Source organism: Rikenella microfusus DSM 15922 (assembly GCF_000427365.1).
Taxonomy (GTDB): domain Bacteria; phylum Bacteroidota; class Bacteroidia; order Bacteroidales; family Rikenellaceae; genus Rikenella; species Rikenella microfusus.
Window position 1 is genome coordinate 1,885,917 of record NZ_KE386488.1, and the last position, 18,932, is coordinate 1,904,848.

Annotated in this window: 11 protein-coding genes; 7 read left to right on the forward strand and 4 right to left on the reverse strand. The window is 58.0% G+C overall.

The window, feature by feature from the left end:
- Nucleotides 1-282: 282 nt before the first annotated feature.
- Both RIKMI_RS0108905 and metH read right to left on the reverse strand, forming a co-directional pair.
- Nucleotides 283-1,290 (reverse strand): 2-hydroxyacid dehydrogenase, encoded by a 1,008-nt coding sequence (locus RIKMI_RS0108905; protein ID WP_027291328.1) that lies wholly within the window; start codon nucleotides 1,288-1,290, stop codon nucleotides 283-285.
- Between the two features lie 431 nt (nucleotides 1,291-1,721).
- Entirely contained in the window at nucleotides 1,722-5,309 is a 3,588-nt protein-coding gene (gene metH, locus RIKMI_RS0108915; RefSeq protein WP_027291329.1) for a methionine synthase, read from the reverse strand.
- 536 nt (nucleotides 5,310-5,845) lie between these two features.
- Between metH and RIKMI_RS13595 the strand changes: the two genes are divergently transcribed.
- From RIKMI_RS13595 to RIKMI_RS0108950, 7 genes are all read left to right on the forward strand, one after another.
- Nucleotides 5,846-6,598 carry a DAHP synthetase I family protein gene (locus RIKMI_RS13595; protein WP_051214450.1) on the forward strand — a complete coding sequence of 251 codons (753 nt, stop codon included), beginning with the start codon at nucleotides 5,846-5,848 and terminating at the stop codon, nucleotides 6,596-6,598.
- 7 nt (nucleotides 6,599-6,605) lie between these two features.
- A complete protein-coding gene (locus RIKMI_RS0108925) occupies nucleotides 6,606-9,254 on the forward strand; it encodes a cytochrome c biogenesis protein CcsA (protein WP_027291330.1) in 2,649 nt (882 codons plus the stop codon).
- A 123-nt stretch (nucleotides 9,255-9,377) separates the two neighbouring features.
- Nucleotides 9,378-9,653: a 30S ribosomal protein S15 gene (gene rpsO / locus RIKMI_RS0108930; RefSeq protein ID WP_027291331.1), complete on the forward strand. Its 276-nt coding sequence runs from the start codon at nucleotides 9,378-9,380 to the stop codon at nucleotides 9,651-9,653.
- 147 nt (nucleotides 9,654-9,800) lie between these two features.
- Nucleotides 9,801-11,942, forward strand: coding sequence for a polyribonucleotide nucleotidyltransferase (gene pnp, locus RIKMI_RS0108935; protein ID WP_027291332.1), 2,142 nt, complete (start codon nucleotides 9,801-9,803; stop codon nucleotides 11,940-11,942).
- Between the two features lie 187 nt (nucleotides 11,943-12,129).
- Nucleotides 12,130-13,866, forward strand: coding sequence for a tetratricopeptide repeat protein (locus RIKMI_RS0108940; RefSeq protein WP_051214451.1), 1,737 nt, complete (start codon nucleotides 12,130-12,132; stop codon nucleotides 13,864-13,866).
- Nucleotides 13,867-14,004: 138 nt separating this feature from the next.
- A complete protein-coding gene (smpB, locus tag RIKMI_RS0108945) occupies nucleotides 14,005-14,460 on the forward strand; it encodes an SsrA-binding protein SmpB (protein WP_027291334.1) in 456 nt (151 codons plus the stop codon).
- Nucleotides 14,461-14,816: 356 nt separating this feature from the next.
- Nucleotides 14,817-16,055 (forward strand): YeiH family protein, encoded by a 1,239-nt coding sequence (locus RIKMI_RS0108950; protein ID WP_027291335.1) that lies wholly within the window; start codon nucleotides 14,817-14,819, stop codon nucleotides 16,053-16,055.
- Between the two features lie 536 nt (nucleotides 16,056-16,591).
- Here RIKMI_RS0108950 and RIKMI_RS0108955 read toward each other — a convergent pair.
- On the reverse strand, nucleotides 16,592-17,488 hold the full coding sequence (locus tag RIKMI_RS0108955) for a YegS/Rv2252/BmrU family lipid kinase (protein WP_027291336.1): 897 nt from the start codon (nucleotides 17,486-17,488) through the stop codon (nucleotides 16,592-16,594).
- Nucleotides 17,489-17,911: 423 nt separating this feature from the next.
- The gene (locus RIKMI_RS0108960; protein WP_027291337.1) at nucleotides 17,912-18,925 is read right to left on the reverse strand and encodes an FAD:protein FMN transferase; all 1,014 of its coding nucleotides are present in this window, start codon (nucleotides 18,923-18,925) and stop codon (nucleotides 17,912-17,914) included.
- Nucleotides 18,926-18,932: the final 7 nt, after the last annotated feature.

Sequence of the window (18,932 nt, forward strand, 5' to 3'; positions counted from 1 at the left end):
CAAAATTTCCGAGTTTCCAAATTTCCGGCGAAAAAAATGAAGGTAATTATATCCGACTTTACCCTAAGTTTATATGTATACTTGATTCTCAGTATATTTCGGCTCGCGCCCGCCTCCTTGAGCAGAAAAGAACCCCGGTCCCCTTGTGCCGAGCGGCACCGCAGGGCCGGTTGGGAAGATCGTTTCCCGATTCCGGGTAAAGTCGCATATAGTTACCCAAATAAATTCCTATCGTCATTTACACCGTTTGTTTTTCGGCCGGCAACAGTTTTAAACAGGCTCTTATTTGCTTCCTTTCACCTCGTTCGCGAGCGTTTTCCCGTCCGTAAAGTCCCGGATGTTCGCGAGCGTCGTTTCGGCGATATTGGCCAGCGCCTCGCGCGTGAAGAACCCCTGGTGCGAGGTGACGATCACATTGTTGAACGACAGCAGGCGGGCCAGCGTGTCGTCGTCGATGATCTTGTCCGACTTGTCTTCGTAGAAATATTCCCCCTCCTCTTCGTACACATCCAGCCCGGCGGCACCGATCCGTTTCTCTTTGAGGCCTTCGATCAGGGCGTTGGTGCGGATCAGCTGTCCGCGCCCCGTATTGATGAGGATCACGCCCGGCTTCATGCGGCCGATGGATTCCTCGTCGATCATGTAACGCGTCTGTTCGGTCAGGGGGCAGTGCAGCGAAACGATGTCCGAACGTTCGTACAGCTCGTCGAGCGGAACGTAAGTCATGCCTGCTTCCCGTGCGAACCGCTCGTCCGGGTAGAGGTCGTATCCCAATACCTCCATACCGAATCCCCGGAGGATCCGGATCAGTATTCGGGCGATTTTACCGGTGCCTACGATACCGGCAGTTTTGCCGTGCATGTCGAATCCCATCAGGCCGTGGAGCGAGAAATTCCCGTCCCGTGTGCGCCAGTAAGCCCGATGGATTTTCCGGTTGAGGGCCAGCATCAGGGCTACGGCATGTTCGGCCACGGCATAGGGCGAATAGGCCGGTACCCGCACGACGGCGATCCCGTTCCGTGCCGCCGCGTCGAGGTCCACGTTGTTGAATCCGGCGCAGCGAAGCGCGATCAACGGTACACCCTGTTCTTTCAGGGCACGGATGGCGGCAGCGTCGGCCGTGTCGTTCACGAAGATACACGCTGCGGCCGCCCCTTTGGCCAGTACGGCGCTCTCTTCCGTCAGGTGTCCCTTGTAATAGCGGATATCGAAGCCGAAGGCTTCGTTAGCCTGGTCGAACGACTCCCGGTCGTAGGGTTTGGCTCCGAAAAATGCGATTTTAGTGGTCATGTTTTTGCGATTTGTTGCCGACGTACCGTACTCTCTGCAAAAAGGATACCGTACCGGAGTCGAAATGTATGATGTAATGTTAAAAATCAGGTTTCGCATCCGCAGGCTGCGGGGGACGGGGTAGTTGCAGCCCGGATCGAATACCGAGCGGTACCGGGCCTTCGTTGCGGGAGGCTGGGCCTGTGCAACCTTCCGGTCGGGCGGAGATTTATGTTTAACCGTATGGTTTGATGTAAATTCCCCATTGTCAGGCCGGAACCACCCCCGGCGTAGGCCTGCAAGCAGTCCACGCTGGTCCTGACCGATAGAATTAACCGTAGGGTTAAGACTAAATTTCCGTGTCAGCAATGGGCCGGGCGCCTCCTCATGGGAAGCCCGGCGCTTTCCGACCCTCCGTTCCCGCATCTGTCCCGCAAGCTCCGTCCTGCTGTTTACAGCACGTTGTTCGGCATCATCCGGCGCAGGTCCGCGACCGTTCGGCCCGATCGGCGGGCATAGTCCGCTAATTGTTCGTTATCGACCGTCCCGATGTGGAAATAATCGGCCGCCGGGTGCGCGAAAACGATCCCCGAAACCGCCGCCGTAGGCTCCATCATGAAATTCTCGGTCAGTCGCAGCGGGATTTCCGACTCCACGTCCAGCAGGTCGAAGATCAGCCGTTTGCCGCTGTGGTCCGGCGCCGAAGGGTAGCCCATCGCGATGCGGGCCCCTTCCGACCCCTCCGGGAACCCCCAGAGTTCGTCGCGGAGCAGTGCCGACACCTCCACTGCGAAAGCCTCCGCCAACCGGTCGCACAGGATGCGCGCCATGATATTCTCGTAGTCCGAATCTCCGCGGTAGTCGCACGTCACGCCCAGCGCGAACGGCGCCACATGGTCCTGCGGCAATCCGGCCGCCGGCCCCGGCGACACGAAGTCGGCCAGGCAGAGGTTCGTCTCCTCTTTCGGGTTCTGGCTGCGCAGGCAGGCGAACCGGATTTCCGGCGCGCCGCAGCCGCACGCGGAGCCGTCGCCGTGGACGCAGCCCCGGATCAGGATGTCGTCCCCCTCGCTGCGGGCGGGCACGATACCGATTACCGCATCGGCCCGTACTTTGCCGGAGGCGATCAATTGGCGCAGCATCGCCTGTGCGTCGTCGAACAGCCGCCGGGCCTCTTCGCCTTTGGTCGGATGGTCGAAAATCGCCGGATAACGTCCCGCCAAGTCCCACTGGATGAAGAAATAGGTCCAGTCGATCCGCTGCGCGATCTTTTCCAGCGGATAACGGGTCAGCACGCGCTTGCCGAGGTGTTTCGGCACGGTGACGGTCTGGTCGTTGAAGTCGAGCCGGAGCTTGTGCGCCCGCGCCTCGGCCAGCGGCCGCAATTCGCGGGCCGCGTTCATTTCGGCGTATTTCAGGCGGATCGCCTCCTGTTTCTCCCGGTATCGCTGGTGGAAACCGTACTCTTTCAGGACGTTGTTCACCAGTCGGGCGCAACTCGACGCGTCGGTCGAGTGGGCCACCAGTCCGCTGTACGACGGGGCGATACGCACCGCCGTATGCAGTTCGGATGTGGTCGCGCCGCCCACGCAGATCGGGATATTCAGCCCGGCCCGCTCGAACTGTTCGGCCACGATGCGCATCTCTTCGAGCGACGGCGTAATCAGCCCCGACAGCAGCACGGCGTCCACCTGTTCGGCCACGGCCGCCTCGACGATCTTTTCCGGAGGGGTCATCACTCCCAGATCGACCATCCGGTAGCCGTTGCAGGCCAGTACCACCGAAACGATGTTCTTGCCGATGTCGTGCACGTCGCCCTTTACGGTCGCGATGAGCAGTTTGGCCCCCTGTTCGACCGTTTCGCCCGCTCCGATGAAGGGTTCGAGCACCGCCACCGACTGTTTCATCACCCGCGCCGACTTGACCACCTGCGGCAGAAACATCTTGCCGCTGCCAAACAGGTCGCCGACCTGCCCCATGCCGACCATCAGCACCCGGTCGATCACTTCGATCGCCGATCCGTATTTTTCGTAAGCCTCCATCGTGTCGGCTTCGATGTGGGTCGTGATCCCCTTGACCAGCGCATGTATGATCCGTTCTTCGACCGTGCCGTCGCGCCAGGCGTCGTGTCTTGTCGCCGCTCCGCCGGTTTTCGCATCGGCCGAGTGCGTTTCGGCATAGGCCGTCAGCCGCTCCGCCGCGTCCGGGCGCCGATTCAGGATCACGTCTTCGCACAATTCCAACAACTCCTTATCGATGTCGTCGTAGATGCGGAGCATCGATGGATTCACGATGCCCATATCCATCCCGGCCCGCGTGGCGTGGTAGAGGAACACGGAGTGCATCGCCTCGCGCACCGGATTGTTGCCCCGGAACGAGAACGAAAGGTTGCTCACCCCGCCGCTCACCTTCGCTCCGGGACAGTTCGCCTTGATCCACGCGGTGGCCTCTATAAAGGCCCGTCCGTAATCGTCGTGTTCTTCGATCCCCGTAGCTACGGCCAGTACGTTCGGGTCGAAGATGATGTCTTCGGCCGGGAAGCCGTTGCCGGTCAGCAGTCGGTAGGCCCGCTCCGCCACTTCGATCTTGCGTTCGTAGCTGTCGGCCTGTCCCTGTTCGTCGAAAAGCATCACGACGGCGGCGGCGCCGAAGGCCCGTACCGTGCGGGCGTGGTCGAGGAACTTCGCCTCGCCTTCTTTGAGCGAAATCGAATTGACCACCGATTTTCCCTGCGTCACGCGAAGTCCGGCCTCGATCACCCGCCAGTCCGACGAGTCGATCATCACCGGCACCCGCGCGATTTCCGGTTCCGAAGCCACGAGGTTCAGGAACTCGGTCATCGCCTGCGACGCGTCGATCAGCGGCGCGTCCATGCAGACGTCGATCACCTGCGCTCCGCCCTCGACCTGTTCGGCGGCCACGGCCAGCGCCTCGGCGAACTGCCGTTCGCGAACCAGGCGGGCGAATTTCGCGGAACCGGCCACGTTGGTCCGTTCGCCGACGTTCACGAAATTGGCCGCAGGCTCCACTTTCTGAATTTCTAATCCGGACAGCACCGTGGCTCCCCCGTTGTCCTGCGGAGCGCGATAGGCTCGCGGCTTGTATTTTTTTGCAATTTCGGCAATCGCCCGGATATGTTCCGGCGTGGTGCCGCAGCAGCCGCCGACGATGTTGAGCAGTCCGGCTTGCAGGTATTCTTCGATCAACGAGGCCATATGTTCCGCGCTCTCGTCGTAGCCGCCCATGACGTTCGGCAGCCCGGCGTTAGGATGGGCCGAAACCGCCATTTTCGCCACCCGGCCGATCCGTTCGACGTAGGGCATCATCTGTCGCGCGCCGAATGCGCAGTTCAGCCCGATGCTCAGCAGGCCGCCGTGCTCCACCGAGGCGTAGAACGCTTCGACGGTCTGTCCGGAGAGCACGCGCCCGCTGGCGTCGGTAATCGTACCGCTGACCATCAGCGGAATCGTCTCGTTACCGATCAGGGTGCGGAGGGCGTAGATGGCGGCTTTGCAGTTGAGGGTATCGAAAACGGTCTCGATGAGTATCGCGTCGGCCCCGCCGTCGATAAGGCCCCGCATCTGGTCGGCGTACCCGGCGGCCAGTTCGTCGAAGGCGATGTTGCGGAAACCGGGGTTGTTCACGTCCGGCGACATCGACGCGCTCCGGTTGGTCGGGCCTACGGAGCCGGCCACGAAGCGTGGACGGCCGTCCTGCGCCTCGAAACGGTCGGCGACGCCGCGGGCCAGGGCCGCGGCGGTCCGGTTGATTTCGTAGGTCCGTTCTTGCAGTTCGTAATCCTTGAGCGACACCGGGTTGGCGTTGAACGTGTCGGTGGAAACGATGTCGGCCCCGGCCTCCAGATAAGCGGCGTGAATCTCCCCGATCACGTCCGGACGGGTCATGACCAGATAGTCGTTGCATCCCGCGTGGCCGCCGTAATCGGCCTCGGCCAGTTTACGCGCCTGTATCAATGTTCCCAGCCCGCCGTCGAGCACCAGTATCCGTTTGCGGATCTCCTCACCGATATTCCGTTTCATAAGTTTTAAAAATATTTTGCAAAGATAACAATCTTCTATTTAGGGTGAATAAATACGGCGGCAGCCATACGGTGTCCGGAAGCGTATATTTTGATCGCCCGATTATACGTTTTGGTATGCCGGACCGGTGGTCAATTTCCCTCTGTCGGCTTCGCGCCGGACGGCTGGCACCGTCGGGAGGGGCAGCGGCGCGGGCCGAAAAAACTCTGGTGAAAACCGATCGGTATATCCAAGTATATAATCGGGTTTGATTTTAGGAAGAGTATGTACGGCTTCTCTATGGTGAGTATATACCTTGCACCCTATTTATATGCACACCTGAATTTCAAATATTTCGGCCCCGCCGCCCTCTCGGACGAAAGCGACTCCCGGCCGGAGTGCCCGGCGGCATCGCAGGGCCGTTCGGGGAGATCATTTCCCGTTTTTGGATAACGGGTATGCCGACCGAAACATATATCGTGCGCTTTTTTGTTCCCGCCTTTGGAGATTCCCGCGACAAAACAGTACCTTTAACCCTCAAAAAACTAACACCAAACATGAAACTCGTCTCGGATAAAATCATCGTCAGCGGCCCGTGCAGCGCAGAGAACCGCGAACAGGTGCTGAAAACGGCGGAAGGGCTCGCCGCATGCGGAGTCACGGCATTCAGGGCCGGACTCTGGAAGCCTCGCACCCGTCCCGGATGCTTCGAAGGGGTGGGGGCCGAAGGACTCGAATGGATGGCCGAAGCGAGGCGCACCTACGGCATGCGCATCGCCACCGAACTGAACAGCGCCCGCAACGCCGATCTGCTGCTGAAAGCGGGCATGGACATCGCGTGGATAGGGGCGCGCACCGCCACCAATCCTTTCGACGTGCAGGACATCGCCGACGCCCTGCGCGGGTGCCACATCGACGTATATATCAAAAACCCCGTGGCTCCCGATTCGGCCTTGTGGCTCGGCGCCATAGAGCGTATGGAACGCGCCGGCATCAAAGGGCGCATCGTAGCCATCCACCGCGGATTCTGCGCCTGGGAGAAAGATATTTTCCGCAACAACCCGATCTGGAGCATCCCGCTTTGGCTCAAGGCGCAGCGGCCCGATATCCCGGTCGTCTGCGATCCCAGCCATATCTCCGGGCAGGCCAGGCTCGTACCCTACGTCTCCCGCATGGCCCTGTCGTTGGGATTCGACGGCCTGTTCATCGAGTCCCACTGCAATCCCGCCGCCGCGCTGAGCGACGCGGCGCAGCAGCTGACCCCCGAAGAGGTCGGCCATATGTTCCAGGACCTGAAACTGACAGAATAGACCGTATATGAAAAAAACGATCCGGATACTCGTCTCCTATCCCGCGATGGCCGTGATGCTCGTGCTTTATGCGGCGGCGATGGCCGCGGCCACTTTCGTGGAAAGCAAATACGGCACGCCGGCGGCCCGGCACTGGGTCTATGACAACTGGCTCTTTTACCTGCTCCAGGCGCTGCTGGTCGTGAATTTCGTCGGCGTCGCGGCCCGGCAGCGTCTCCTCCGACAGCGTAAATGGGCGACGCTGGTCTTTCATTACGCCTTTGCCGTGATCCTGCTGGGGGCGTTCGTTACGCACCTGACCGGCCGCGAAGGGATCATGCATATCCGGGAAGGGGAAAGCTCCGATGCGTTGCTCGACCCTGCGAATCCGGCCGAGGTGCTCGAAACCCTGCCCTTCAGCGTCGAACTGACCGATTTCCGGCTGGTACGCTATCCGGGTTCGCACAGCCCCTCGTCGTTCGAAAGCGACGTGGTGGTGCGGCGGGAAGGGTATCCCGACCGACGGGAGAATATCTATATGAACAACGTGCTCCATGTGGGGGCGTACCGGCTCTACCAGTCGAGCTACGACCCCGACGAGCTGGGAACGGTGCTCTCGGTCAATCGCGACCGCACGGGCACGTTCATTACCTATTTCGGCTATGTCCTGTTGATGGGAGGGATGATCCTTTCGCTGTTCCATAAGCATTCCCGTTTCCGGACGCTCGCCCGGATGCTGGGGCGCAAATCGACGGCGGCCGCTGCGGCGCTGCTCCTGTTCGGCGGTTGGCAGGGGGCGGCGGCCCAGCAGCGGGTCGATACGCTGACCCTCTCCGAGTTGGAGGCCAATGCCCGGCGGCAAATGGAGCAGATCGAACGGGAACATGCCGAAGCCGCCCTGCGCGATGCGGAGTCCGAGTGGGAAGCCGCGGGGCTGCCGGCCGAAATGCCGGAGGGAGTGGAGCCGGAACCGTCGCAGCGGCGGAAGATAGACCGCCGCCGGGAGAAAAAAATGGCCGGTTTGTACGCTGCCGAGACGGCTGTCAGTCCAGAGACCGCCGCCGCTTTCGGCCGGTTGATGGTGCAGAGCCGCGAAGGGCGTATCGAGCCGGTGGACACCTATGCGGCCAAGCTGCTGCGCAAGATATACCGGGGCGACAGGTACGAGGGGCTGAATCCCGACCAGGTGCTGATCGGCATCGTCACCCAGCCCCAGATATGGAGCCGCATCCCGATGATCGACGTGGGCAGCGAGGCGCTGCTCCGCAAGACGGGGATCGACGAAGAACAGGCGGAGTCGGGCTGTCTGGCCTTTATCGACGTGCTGGACGACGAGGGGAACTATATCTTCGCCGACGAAGTGGAGGCGGTGTACGCCAAACCCGTGCGCGAACGGAACAAGTACGACAAGGAGCTGCTCAAGTTGGACGAAAAGATCAACATCATCAACGCGCTGTTCGCCGGGCAGATGCTGGCCATTTTCCCGCACGACGGGACGCTGGACAACAACGACGCGTGGTACTCGCCGGGCGACGACCTGAGCGTGTTCGCCGGCCAGGATTCGATGTTCGTGAGCAAAATTTTCCCGTGGTTCGCCACCGAGTCCGTGAAATCGATCGAATCGGGCGACTGGAGCGTTCCGGTCGAAATCGCCGGGATGATCGCCACCTACCAGAACGCCAAAGCGAAAACTTACCACATCGACCGGGACCGGATCGAAGCCGAAATGCTTTATAACCGGCTGAATCTGTTCAAATGGGCCGGATTCTTTTACATGGGTTTCGGGCTGCTGCTGATCCTCGCCCTGATTTTCCGGATGGTCGATCCCTCGAAAGGGTGGCGGATCGCGGTCGGCGTGCTGACCGGCGTCATCGCGGTCGTTTTCCTCGGACAGACCTTCGGTGTCGGACTGCGTTGGTATATAGCCGGCCGGCCGCCGGTGTCGAACGCTTACGAGTCGATGATCTTCGTGGCGTGGGCCACGGCGGTCGCGGGGCTGGCTTTCGGGCGGCGGTCGCGGATGACCATGGCGCTGGCCGCATTCCTTTCGGGCGTGCTGATGTTCGTCTCGACACTGAACTGGATGGATCCGGAGATCACGCCGCTGGTGCCGGTGCTCAAGTCGCCGTGGTTGCTGGTACACGTGGCCGCCATAACGGGCAGTTACGGCTTTTTCGGCATCGGATTCCTGTTGGGGCTGATCTCGCTGCTGATCATGGCCTGCAAGACGGCCCGCAACGCCGGACGGCTCGACGCGCAGATCCGCGAACTGACCGTCATCAACGAAATGGCCCTGACGGTGGGGCTGGTGCTGCTTACCGCCGGGACGTTTCTCGGCGCCGTATGGGCCAACGAATCGTGGGGGCGTTACTGGGGCTGGGATCCGAAAGAGACGTGGGCGCTGATCACGATGATCGTCTATGCGTTCATCCTCCATGCCCGGTTCGTGCCGGCCCTGCGGCGCGGCGGAGATTATCTGTTCGGTCTGATGACCGTCGTCGGACTGGGCGCGGTGCTGATGACCTTTTTCGGAGTGAACTATTACCTGAGCGGGATGCACTCCTACGGGGCCGATTCGGCGCCGCCCGCGCTGTACGCGATCTGGGTGGTGTACGGGATAGCGGCAGCGATCGCTGTGCTGGCCTGGAGAAAACGGAACCTGTCCGGGCGGGAGTAATCCGGTTCCGGCATTGTGGGGGGGATGAACGGCGGCGGACGGAATTTTCGGCCTCAGGGAATTGGAAGTCGGGAAAAATGTGTTACCTTTGCCCCGCTTCTAATTAATAGACCGTATAATTACATGAGCACTTACATCAACACCGAAAAGAAACAGGAACTGTTTCAGAACTACGGCAAAGCCGCTACCGACACCGGTTCGGCCGAGAGCCAGATCGCGCTGTTCTCGTATCGGATCGCGCACCTGACCGAACACCTCAAACAACACAAACACGACTACAACACGCAGCGCGCCCTGCTGAGACTGGTGGGTAAACGCCGCAGCATGCTCGATTACCTGGTGAAAACCGATATCGAACGTTACCGTGCCATCGTGAAAGCGCTGGGTCTGCGTAAATAGGTTTATTTCAACGAAGAGCGACGGTTTCTTTGCCTTTTGCAGGGAAACCGTCGTCTTTTTTACGAATCATGGGCTTCCCGCATTTGCGGGGGCCGTTTTTTTTGTATCTTAGTCCCCAAATTTTCAAGGAAAAACAACAGATAACCCATGTATTACAACGCAACCAAAAAGAACATCGAACTCAGCGGAGGGCGTACCATCGAGATCGAGACCGGCAAACTGGCCAAACAGGCCGACGGCGCGGTCGTCGTGCGTCAGGGCGACACCATGCTGCTGGCGACCGTCGTAGCGGCGAAAGACGCCAAAGAGGATGTGGACTTCATGCCCCTTTCCGTAGAATATAAAGAGAAATACGCGGCCAACGGCCGTTTTCCCGGCGGGTTCCTCAAACGCGAAGCGCGTCCGTCGGACTACGAAATACTCGTGTCGCGCCTGATCGACCGCGCCCTGCGGCCGCTCTTCCCCGGCGACTATCATGCCGAAGTCTTCGTGACCGTGACCCTGCTGTCCGCCGATCCCGACATCCAGCCCGACGCATTGGCGGGACTGGCGGCATCTTCGGCGCTGGCCGTTTCGACCATTCCGTTCGGCGGCCCGATCTCCGAAGTGCGCGTGGCCCGTATCGGCGGCGAATTCGTCATCAATCCGACCTTCTCGCAGATGGAAGGCGGCGCCTGCGACCTCGACATCATGGTCGCCGCGACGATCGACAACATCATGATGGTCGAAGGCGAAATGAAAGAGGTGTCCGAAGCCGTGATGCTCGACGCCATCAAATTCGCCCACGAAGAGATCAAGAAACAGTGCCGGGCCCAGCTCGAACTGATGCAGGAGGTAGGCAAAACCGAAAAACGCGCCTATTGCCACGAACAGAACGATTGGGGGCTGCGCGACGCCGTGGCGGGCGCTACCTACGACAAAGTGTACGAAGTGGCCAAGAGCCAACTGCCCAAACACGAACGCAGCGACCGCTTCGACGAAATCCTGGAACAGTATCTCGCCGGATTCGAGGAGCAGTACGGCGCCGAGGAACGCGCGGCCAAAGAGAGCATGATCCGCCGTTACTTCCACGACTACTCGCTCAAGCCGGCCATGCGCAACATGATCCTGAACGAGGGGATCCGGCTGGACGGCCGCAAGACCAACGAGATCAGGCCGATATGGTGCGAAGTAGGGTACCTGCCCGCCCCGCACGGCTCGGCCGTTTTCACGCGCGGCGAAACGCAGTCGCTGACAACCGTAACGCTTGGCACAAAACTTGATGAAAAAATGATCGACGACGTCCTGCGCGAAGGGACCGAACGATTCGTTCTTCACTACAATTTCCCGCCTTTCTCGACCGGCGAGGCGCGTCCGGCACGGGGTTTGTCGCGCCGGGAGATCGGACACGGCAACCTGGCGCTGCGCGCACTCAAACCGATGATTCCCTCCGAGGCCGAATGCCCGTATGCCATTCGCGTGGTGTCCGACATTCTGGAGTCCAACGGCTCGTCGTCCATGGCTACGGTATGCGCCGGGACGCTGGCCCTGATGGATGCCGGGGTGAAGATCAAAAAACCGGTATCGGGGATCGCCATGGGGCTGATCGCCGAAGGCGGCCGAGTGGCCGTCCTTTCGGACATCCTGGGCGACGAAGACCACTTGGGCGACATGGATTTCAAGGTGACAGGCACCGCCGACGGCATCACCGCCACCCAGATGGACATCAAGGTGGACGGCCTCTCGTACGAAGTGCTGGCCGCCGCGCTCGAACAGGCCCGCCAGGGCCGGATGTACATCCTCGGCAAACTGACCGAAACCATCGCCGCTCCGCGCGAGGATTACAAACCCCATGTGCCGCGCATGGTTCAGATCACCATTCCGAAAGACTTTATCGGGGCCGTGATCGGACCGGGCGGTAAAGTGATCCAGGAGATGCAGAAGGAGACCGGCACGACCATCACCATCACCGAAGAGGGCGAAATCGGGAAAGTGGACGTGTTCGGAGCCGATAAGGAAGGCGTCGAAGCGGCCATCGCCAAGATCAAAGGGATGACCGCCGTACCGGAAGTAGGGACCGTTTATCACGGCAAAGTGAAATCGGTGGTGGCTTTCGGAGCGTTCGTCGAGATACTTCCGGGCAAGGACGGCCTGCTGCACATTTCGGAAATCGCCCACCGTCGGTTCGAAACCATGGAAGAGACCGGCATCAAGGAAGGCGACATGATGGACGTGAAACTGATCGCGGTCGATCCCAAAAACGGCAAGCTGAAACTTTCGCGCAAAGCGTTGCTCGAAAAAGGGCAGTAAAAAGTAAAAGAGAAACTTCGGAAACGGTGCAGGCACGAAGCGACGGGTATCCGAGCCCGAGGGAAAGCATAAAAGAAGTTTTTGAGAATTCCTAAAGAATTTTTCGGAATAAATTCGTAGCTTTGTGTAACATTGGAGGGAGTGGATAGAAAACAATAAAAACCAATTAAATAACAATTAACTGATTATGAGAAAGTTTTTAAACATCAGTCTCGCGGTTATCGCTGCGTCGGCTCTTCTCACCAGCTGTAATTGCTTCAGCAAGATGATGAAGAAGACCGCACAGGGCATTACGGTTACCTGCGCTCCGGAAGTAGTCACCCTGAAGGGCGACAACGCCGTGACCACCATTACGGTGAACATTCCGGCCAAAGCATTCCACAAATACGGCGTACTGAAAGTTACCCCGGTGATCGTTTCGGCCATCGACGGTACCGAATATGCCGGCGAACCCAAATTCCTTCAGGGGGAAAAGGTGCAGGACAACTATACCGTGATTCCCAACTCGGGCGGTTCGTTCACCATGGACGTGGCTATCCCGTACAACCCGTCGATGCGTCTGTCGCAGCTCGTGCTGAAGGCGGAAGCCAAATGTCTCAAACGCGGTAAGAAGATCAAGAACTTCACCGAATACAAGACTCCGATCGTGGTTGCCAACGGCGTAAGCTCGTTGCAGCTCATGGCCGACAACTACGCGAAAGTAGCCATCGCTCCGGACGCTTTCCAGCGCGTGACCAACATTTCGGAATCGGCCAAGATCATGTTCGTGATCAACCGTGCCAATGTCCGTTCGAGCCAGCTGGCCAAAGAAGACATCAAAGCTTTGCAGGATTTCATCATCGCCAACTCGGGCGACGCCAAGAAGAAAGTAGGCGACGTTTACACGCAGGCTTACGCTTCGCCGGACGGCCCGCTGGCTTTCAACGACAAACTGTCGAAAGATCGTGGTACCTCGACCCAGAAAGCCGTGAGCGCCAAGTTCAAGAAAGACAAGATGCCGGTCGATACCAAGTTCGACGTGAACGCGATGGGCGAAGACTGGGAAGGCTTCAAGGAACTGGTCGAAAAATCGGATATTCCGGACAAGGCCCTGATCCTTCAGGTGCTGTCGATGTACAGCGATCCGCAGGTGCGCAACCGCGAAATCAAGAACATGAGCGCCGCTTTCAAAGTGCTGGCTGAAAAGATCCTGCCGGAACTGCGCCGTTCGAAAATGACCGTTAACGTTCAGGTGGAAGGTCTGACCGACGCCGAACTGAAAGAAGCCGTCGCTACCGACATCAACAAGCTGAACGTGGAAGAGATGCTGTTCGCGGCTACTCTTTACACCGACAACGCTACCAAAGCCAAAATCTACAAGGCTGCCGCTGAAAAGTACAACTGCTACCGCGGTTACAACAACCTGGGTGTGGTTCTGGCCAACGAAGGCGACTACGCCGGTGCCAAAGCCGCTTTCCTGAAAGCCGCTTCGCTGAACAACACCGACCCGAACGTCATCAACAACCTGGGCGTCGTTGCTCTGGCCGAAGGCAAGAAAGCCGAAGCCGCCAAATTCTTCGCTGCCTCTTCGGCTCCGGAAGCCAAATACAACAAGGGCCTCGTCGAACTGGCTAACGGCAACTACGCTGCCGCCGCCCGTACGCTCGACGGTTACAACCAGGCTCTGGCCGAACTGCTGAACGGTAATGTTGCTAAAGCCAAACAGCAGCTGGCCGGCATGAATACCTGGCGTGCCAACTACGTGAAAGCGGTGATCGCTGCACAGGAAGGCGACGCGAACGCTTTGGTTTCTAACCTGAAAGCCGCTATCGCCCAGAATCCGGAAGCTGCCGAACTGGCTGCTACCGAAGTGAACTTCTACGAATTCTTCGAACACGCTCAGTTCGTTGAAATCGTGAAGGTTAAAGCGAAAATGAAATACTAATCGGTTCTCTGACCGAGAGGTTCAGCGGGTATGCCCGGTACTGTATGCGGTACCGGGCATACTGTTTTTATGGAGGGCGATTAGGTATTTGAGCGTACTGTCCGATTGTCGATTATAGTTATCTTTGCACACGAAATCATGGCCGAACAGAATAAAATATCGATCCGGAACAAGCGTGCTACTTTCGATTACGAGATTCTCGAAGAGTGGGTGGCGGGTATCGTGCTGACGGGAACGGAGATCAAGTCGGTGCGGATGAGCAAGGCGAGCCTGGTGGATTGCTATTGCTACCTGCATCGGGGCGAGTTGTATGTCCATGGGATGAATATCGCGGAGTATCACTGGGGTACTTACAATAACCATCAGCCGAAACGCGACCGTAAGTTGTTGCTGAACCGCAAGGAGATCGCAAAAATCGAGCGGGCTTTGCAGGACAAAGGACTGACGGTGGTGGGCCTGCGTCTCTTTATCAACGACCGGGGGCTGGCGAAACTGGCGATCGGCCTCGCGCGGGGACGCAAAAAGTACGATAAACGGGAAAATCTCAAGGAAAAGGACGCCAAACGGGATATGGACCGAGCCATGAAACGCTGATTATTAACTGTAAAACCGTTCAGTTATTCGTACTGTTTAGGTTTGAGGCAACCGTTCTTTCTTTGAAAAGAAAGAACCAAAGAAACTTTCGAGCAGCTGTGCTACGCCTCAGGCTCCGCAATCCTCTCGCATTGAGGTACCCTTTGTTCTGTAATGGATAGGGGGCTAATGGGGCATAACCCTGCCATATAGCCCCCTATCCATTACAGAACAAACCTTCAAAGGAAAAGGTATCCGGCAGGCTCAGGAGATGCGCAAGCATCTCAAAAAGTTTTTCTGGTTCTCTTTGTGAACAAAGAGAACAGTACCCTCGAACATCAAAGTACGGATAAATGAACGATTAAACCTAAGAATAGATGACCAGACAGCGACTATTGAACCATTTTAAGACCGAAGACTGGCTTGCCGTGGGTGCCGGGTTGATCATTATGATTTTAGCCATCGTAATGCCCGATTGGATGCCCACCATGCCCAAGACGCTCGATACCCTCGGCAGTTGGCAGAACATCGTTATCCTTATCGCCGGACTGTTCGTGATCGTGTATGCCGCCTGCAAGATACTCGGCCGGCCCGCACGCGGGATACTGCCTTCTCTGCTCGTGATTTTCGCCGTCGCGTTAGGCGCTCAGTACATAGCCTCCTCGCCTGTCATTAAAGATACCACCGGACTCGAAAGCGTATTTTTCGCCGTGGCCCTCGGCCTGCTTATCAGCAATACCGTCGGCGTTCCGAAATGGATGCGTCCCGCATTGCAGAGCGAATTTTATGTCAAGATCGGTCTCGTATTGCTGGGAACCACCGTTATTTTCGGCGAAATCATGCAGGCCGGTGCGCTTGGGTTGATACAGGCGCTCGTCGTCGTGTTCTGCGTGTGGAACTTCGGGTATTGGGTCGCCCGGAAGCTCGGCGTGGACCGGGAAATGTCCACCATGCTGGCCAGCGCCGTTTCCATCTGCGGCGTGTCCGCCGCCATCGCCACCTGCGGGGCGATCAAAGGCGACAGCAAAAAATTGTCGTATGTGATTTCGCTGGTGCTCGTCGTGGCCATCCCGATGATGTATTTCATGCCCTATCTGGCCAAATGGATGGGCCTCACGCCCGAAGTGGCCGGTGCCTGGATGGGCGGTACGATCGACACGACCGGGGCCGTCGTGGCCTCCGGGTCGGTGCTGGGCGAAACGGCCGAAAAATACAGCGTGATCGTGAAATTTTCGCAGAACGTATTGTTGGGGTTGGCTGCGTTCGCCATCTCGATTTACTGGTCGTACAAAGGCAAGGACCATCGCGAAAAACCGACGGCCGGCGTGCTGTGGGAACGTTTCCCGAAATTCGTGCTGGGTTTTGTGCTGGCTTCTTTGATTTTCAGTTTCGCCATGCCGCTCGAAACGGCTAAAAGCGTGGGGGCGGTGACCAAAAACCTGCAAGGGACGTTCTTCGCCATCGCTTTCGTCTGCATCGGACTGGAGACCCGGTTCAAGGATATTTTCAACAAGAGTTTCAAAAAACCGTTATGGGGTTTTCTGATCGCGCAGGGTTTCAATATCGTATTGACCCTGATCGTGGCTTACCTGCTGTTCGCCCATATCAGCGATTAGGCTTTTCCGTCGAAAAAGAAAAGGCGGTACTGTGCCAACCGGCACGTACCGCCTTTTTGTAGGGTAAGTATAACGCGGCTTTTACCCTGTTGTCCTGCCTGATTTGCAGGCTGTTTCGGCTTTCCTGACGCTGGAAGCCGTCAGGAAAGCCGATCGGGGAATATTCGCGCCTTGGTATATTTATTATCATACGACTTTCCCGAAAGCCGTGCAAGGATATTCCCGACCTGCCCTGCGACGTCCCCGGCACAGGAGGGCTGGAAATTGTATTCCGCGAAGGGGAGCGATACGGTGAATCAGGTATGCAGATAAAAACGGAAGTATCCCTATTCGGCTTGTTCCGGTTTCCGGACGGCTGTCTCGGTCGCGGGCGAGCCAACAGGGCGCGCAGGGGGACGCGCGCCGAGACATCGAAGACCGGAAACTCTATCAAGTACAAGCCTGAAAGAGATATTTCCGAATAAAATAGGGTCAAGTCGTATATATTCGCCGGTTCGTATATCGTCTGGCTGCTTTATAGCGACGTTACGCGCGAATTATTCTTCCGGTTCCTGCGGGACGATGATCGGCAGGCTGGCAGGCAGGCATTCGATATCGAGCGGGAAATCCGGCCCTTTTTCGCCGTCGATGTCCGTCGTGGGCTGGTCGTTTTCGATATGCAGTCGGCGTGTCTGGAAATAGACGATGTCGCTGGGGTAGGCTGCGTCTTTCTTTTTGACCAGGAAATGGAATACGTTCTTGATGTTTTCGACGATATTTTCGCCCCGGATGATGAGTACGTCCAGCAGTCCGTCTTCGACGCTCGAATGTTTGGCCAGCTTCAGGTTGCCGGCCGTACGGCCGTTGAAGACCAGCAGCAGCAGGCAGCTTCCCTTGAATGCGATTTCGTCGGCCGTCACTTCGATATTCATCTTCCGGAACGACGGCAGTTCGCTGAGACTGCTGAAATAATAGGCCAGTTTACCGAACGTGTTTTTAAGTGCGGTCGGAGTCTTCTGGGAAACTTCCGTGAACAGGCCGCAGCTTAGCACGTTGATGAAATAGCGGTTATTGACGCGCCCCATGTCGAGGTAGCGTACTTTCCCGTTCAATATGGCGCGGCAGGCATCGGGCAGGTTGTCCGGCATGCCGATCAGGTGGGCGAAGTCGTTGGCGGTGCCCATCGGCAGGATGGCGATGGGAATGACGATGTTTTTATGTTTCAGGTAATTGACGAGCCGGTTGATGGTGCCGTCGCCTCCGGCTGCCAGCAGGTGGTCGGGAGCGAGTTCGGCGACCAGGGCGGAGAGGCTCGAAAGACCCCGGTCGCGGGTGATGCGGAACAGGGTCAATACGTAACCGGCCCGCTGGTAGTACATGGCGATACGGTCCAGCTGACCGACGGTCTGGGCCTCGCCGGATATGGGATTGTAAAGAAATATCGCGTTCTTCATAAATCTCTATTTAATCGTTCGTTTATTCTACTGTTTTAGGTATTGAGGCAACCGTTCTTTCTTTAAAAAGAAAGAACCAAAGAGCCGACGTAGCAGCCGAGCGCCATCGAGTCCACTCGTACGGCCGAGACACCGGGAGGAAAACGATGCCAAACTTTTTGAGATGCCAATGTATCGCCTGAGCTGGCGGGTATCCTTTTCTGTAAAAAAGACAGCCCGGTATTTTGCGGTTCGTAGAACCGCCGGCCTTGTCGCCCTGGCGCTTTGCGCCACGGGGGGAGGGCGACAGGCCGAACTTCAAATTTCAGGTACGGCCGTTGTTTCGGATGAACAGTGTTCCCAAACCCGAACAGTTGCTTTGATTCTTTCTTTGACAAGAAAGAACAGTGGACTCTATCGTCAATGTGCAGAATAAACGAACGGTTATTTAATGATTCGTTTACGGATATTGGGTGTGGTATAGACCCCCATCGAGCCGTCCGGTCGGCTGAACACCAGGTAGCCCTCCAGTTCCGGATGCCGTTCCAGCAGTTGTTTGCTCTTTTCCAGCCCGATCACCATGCAGGCCGTGGCATAGCCGTCCGCCACCGCCGACGTCGGAGCGATGATCGTCGCCGACAGCAGGTTGTGCACCGCCGGACGGAGCGTATGCGGGTCGATCGTATGCGTCACCTTGTTTCCGTTTTCATCGTAAGCGAACTTTCGGTAATTGCCCGACGTCACCAGTCCCCGGTCCGTCAGTTTCAGGATCGTCTGCAAATCCTCGCCCGGTACCATATTGCCCTCCACCGGGCGGTCGATCCCCACCTTCCACTCCCCGCCCGAAGGGTTGCGGCCCTTGCAAAGGATCTCGCCGCCGATTTCGACCATATAATCCTCTATACCCAGCGAATCGAACATCGCCCCCATCAGATCCGACGAATACCCCTGCGCGATCGCATTGAAATCGAGCGCCAGCCGCGGATCCTCCTTGACCAGCCGCCCGTTTTCGATCCGTACTTTCCGATAGCCCGTAAATACCCGGATCGAGTCGATTTCGCGCTGCGACAAAAGGTGCGGCGTATCGTCCGTCCCGATGCGGTAAGCCGCGATCAGCGGTCGCAGCGTCACGTCGAACGCACCCTCCGTATCTTCGCTGATTCCGTGCGAAATGGCCAGGCACTCCGTAAACCATCGATCCGGAACCGCGGCGGGGTCGTTTTCGTTGAGCCGCGTCAGCAGCGAACTCGGATTATAGACCGACAGCGAATTGTCGAAATCCTCCAGCAGCTCCTCGATGTCGGTACGCAAGTCGCGGCCCTGCGGGTCGTTGTAGACGATATGATAGGTACTGCCCTGCGTAAAACCGTCCACCGTAGCGTAAGATTTCGGCTTCGGCGTGCAGGCCGTTCCCAGCGCCAACGCCCCCAGGAGCGGCAGGCTTAAAAATCGTTTCATAGAATCG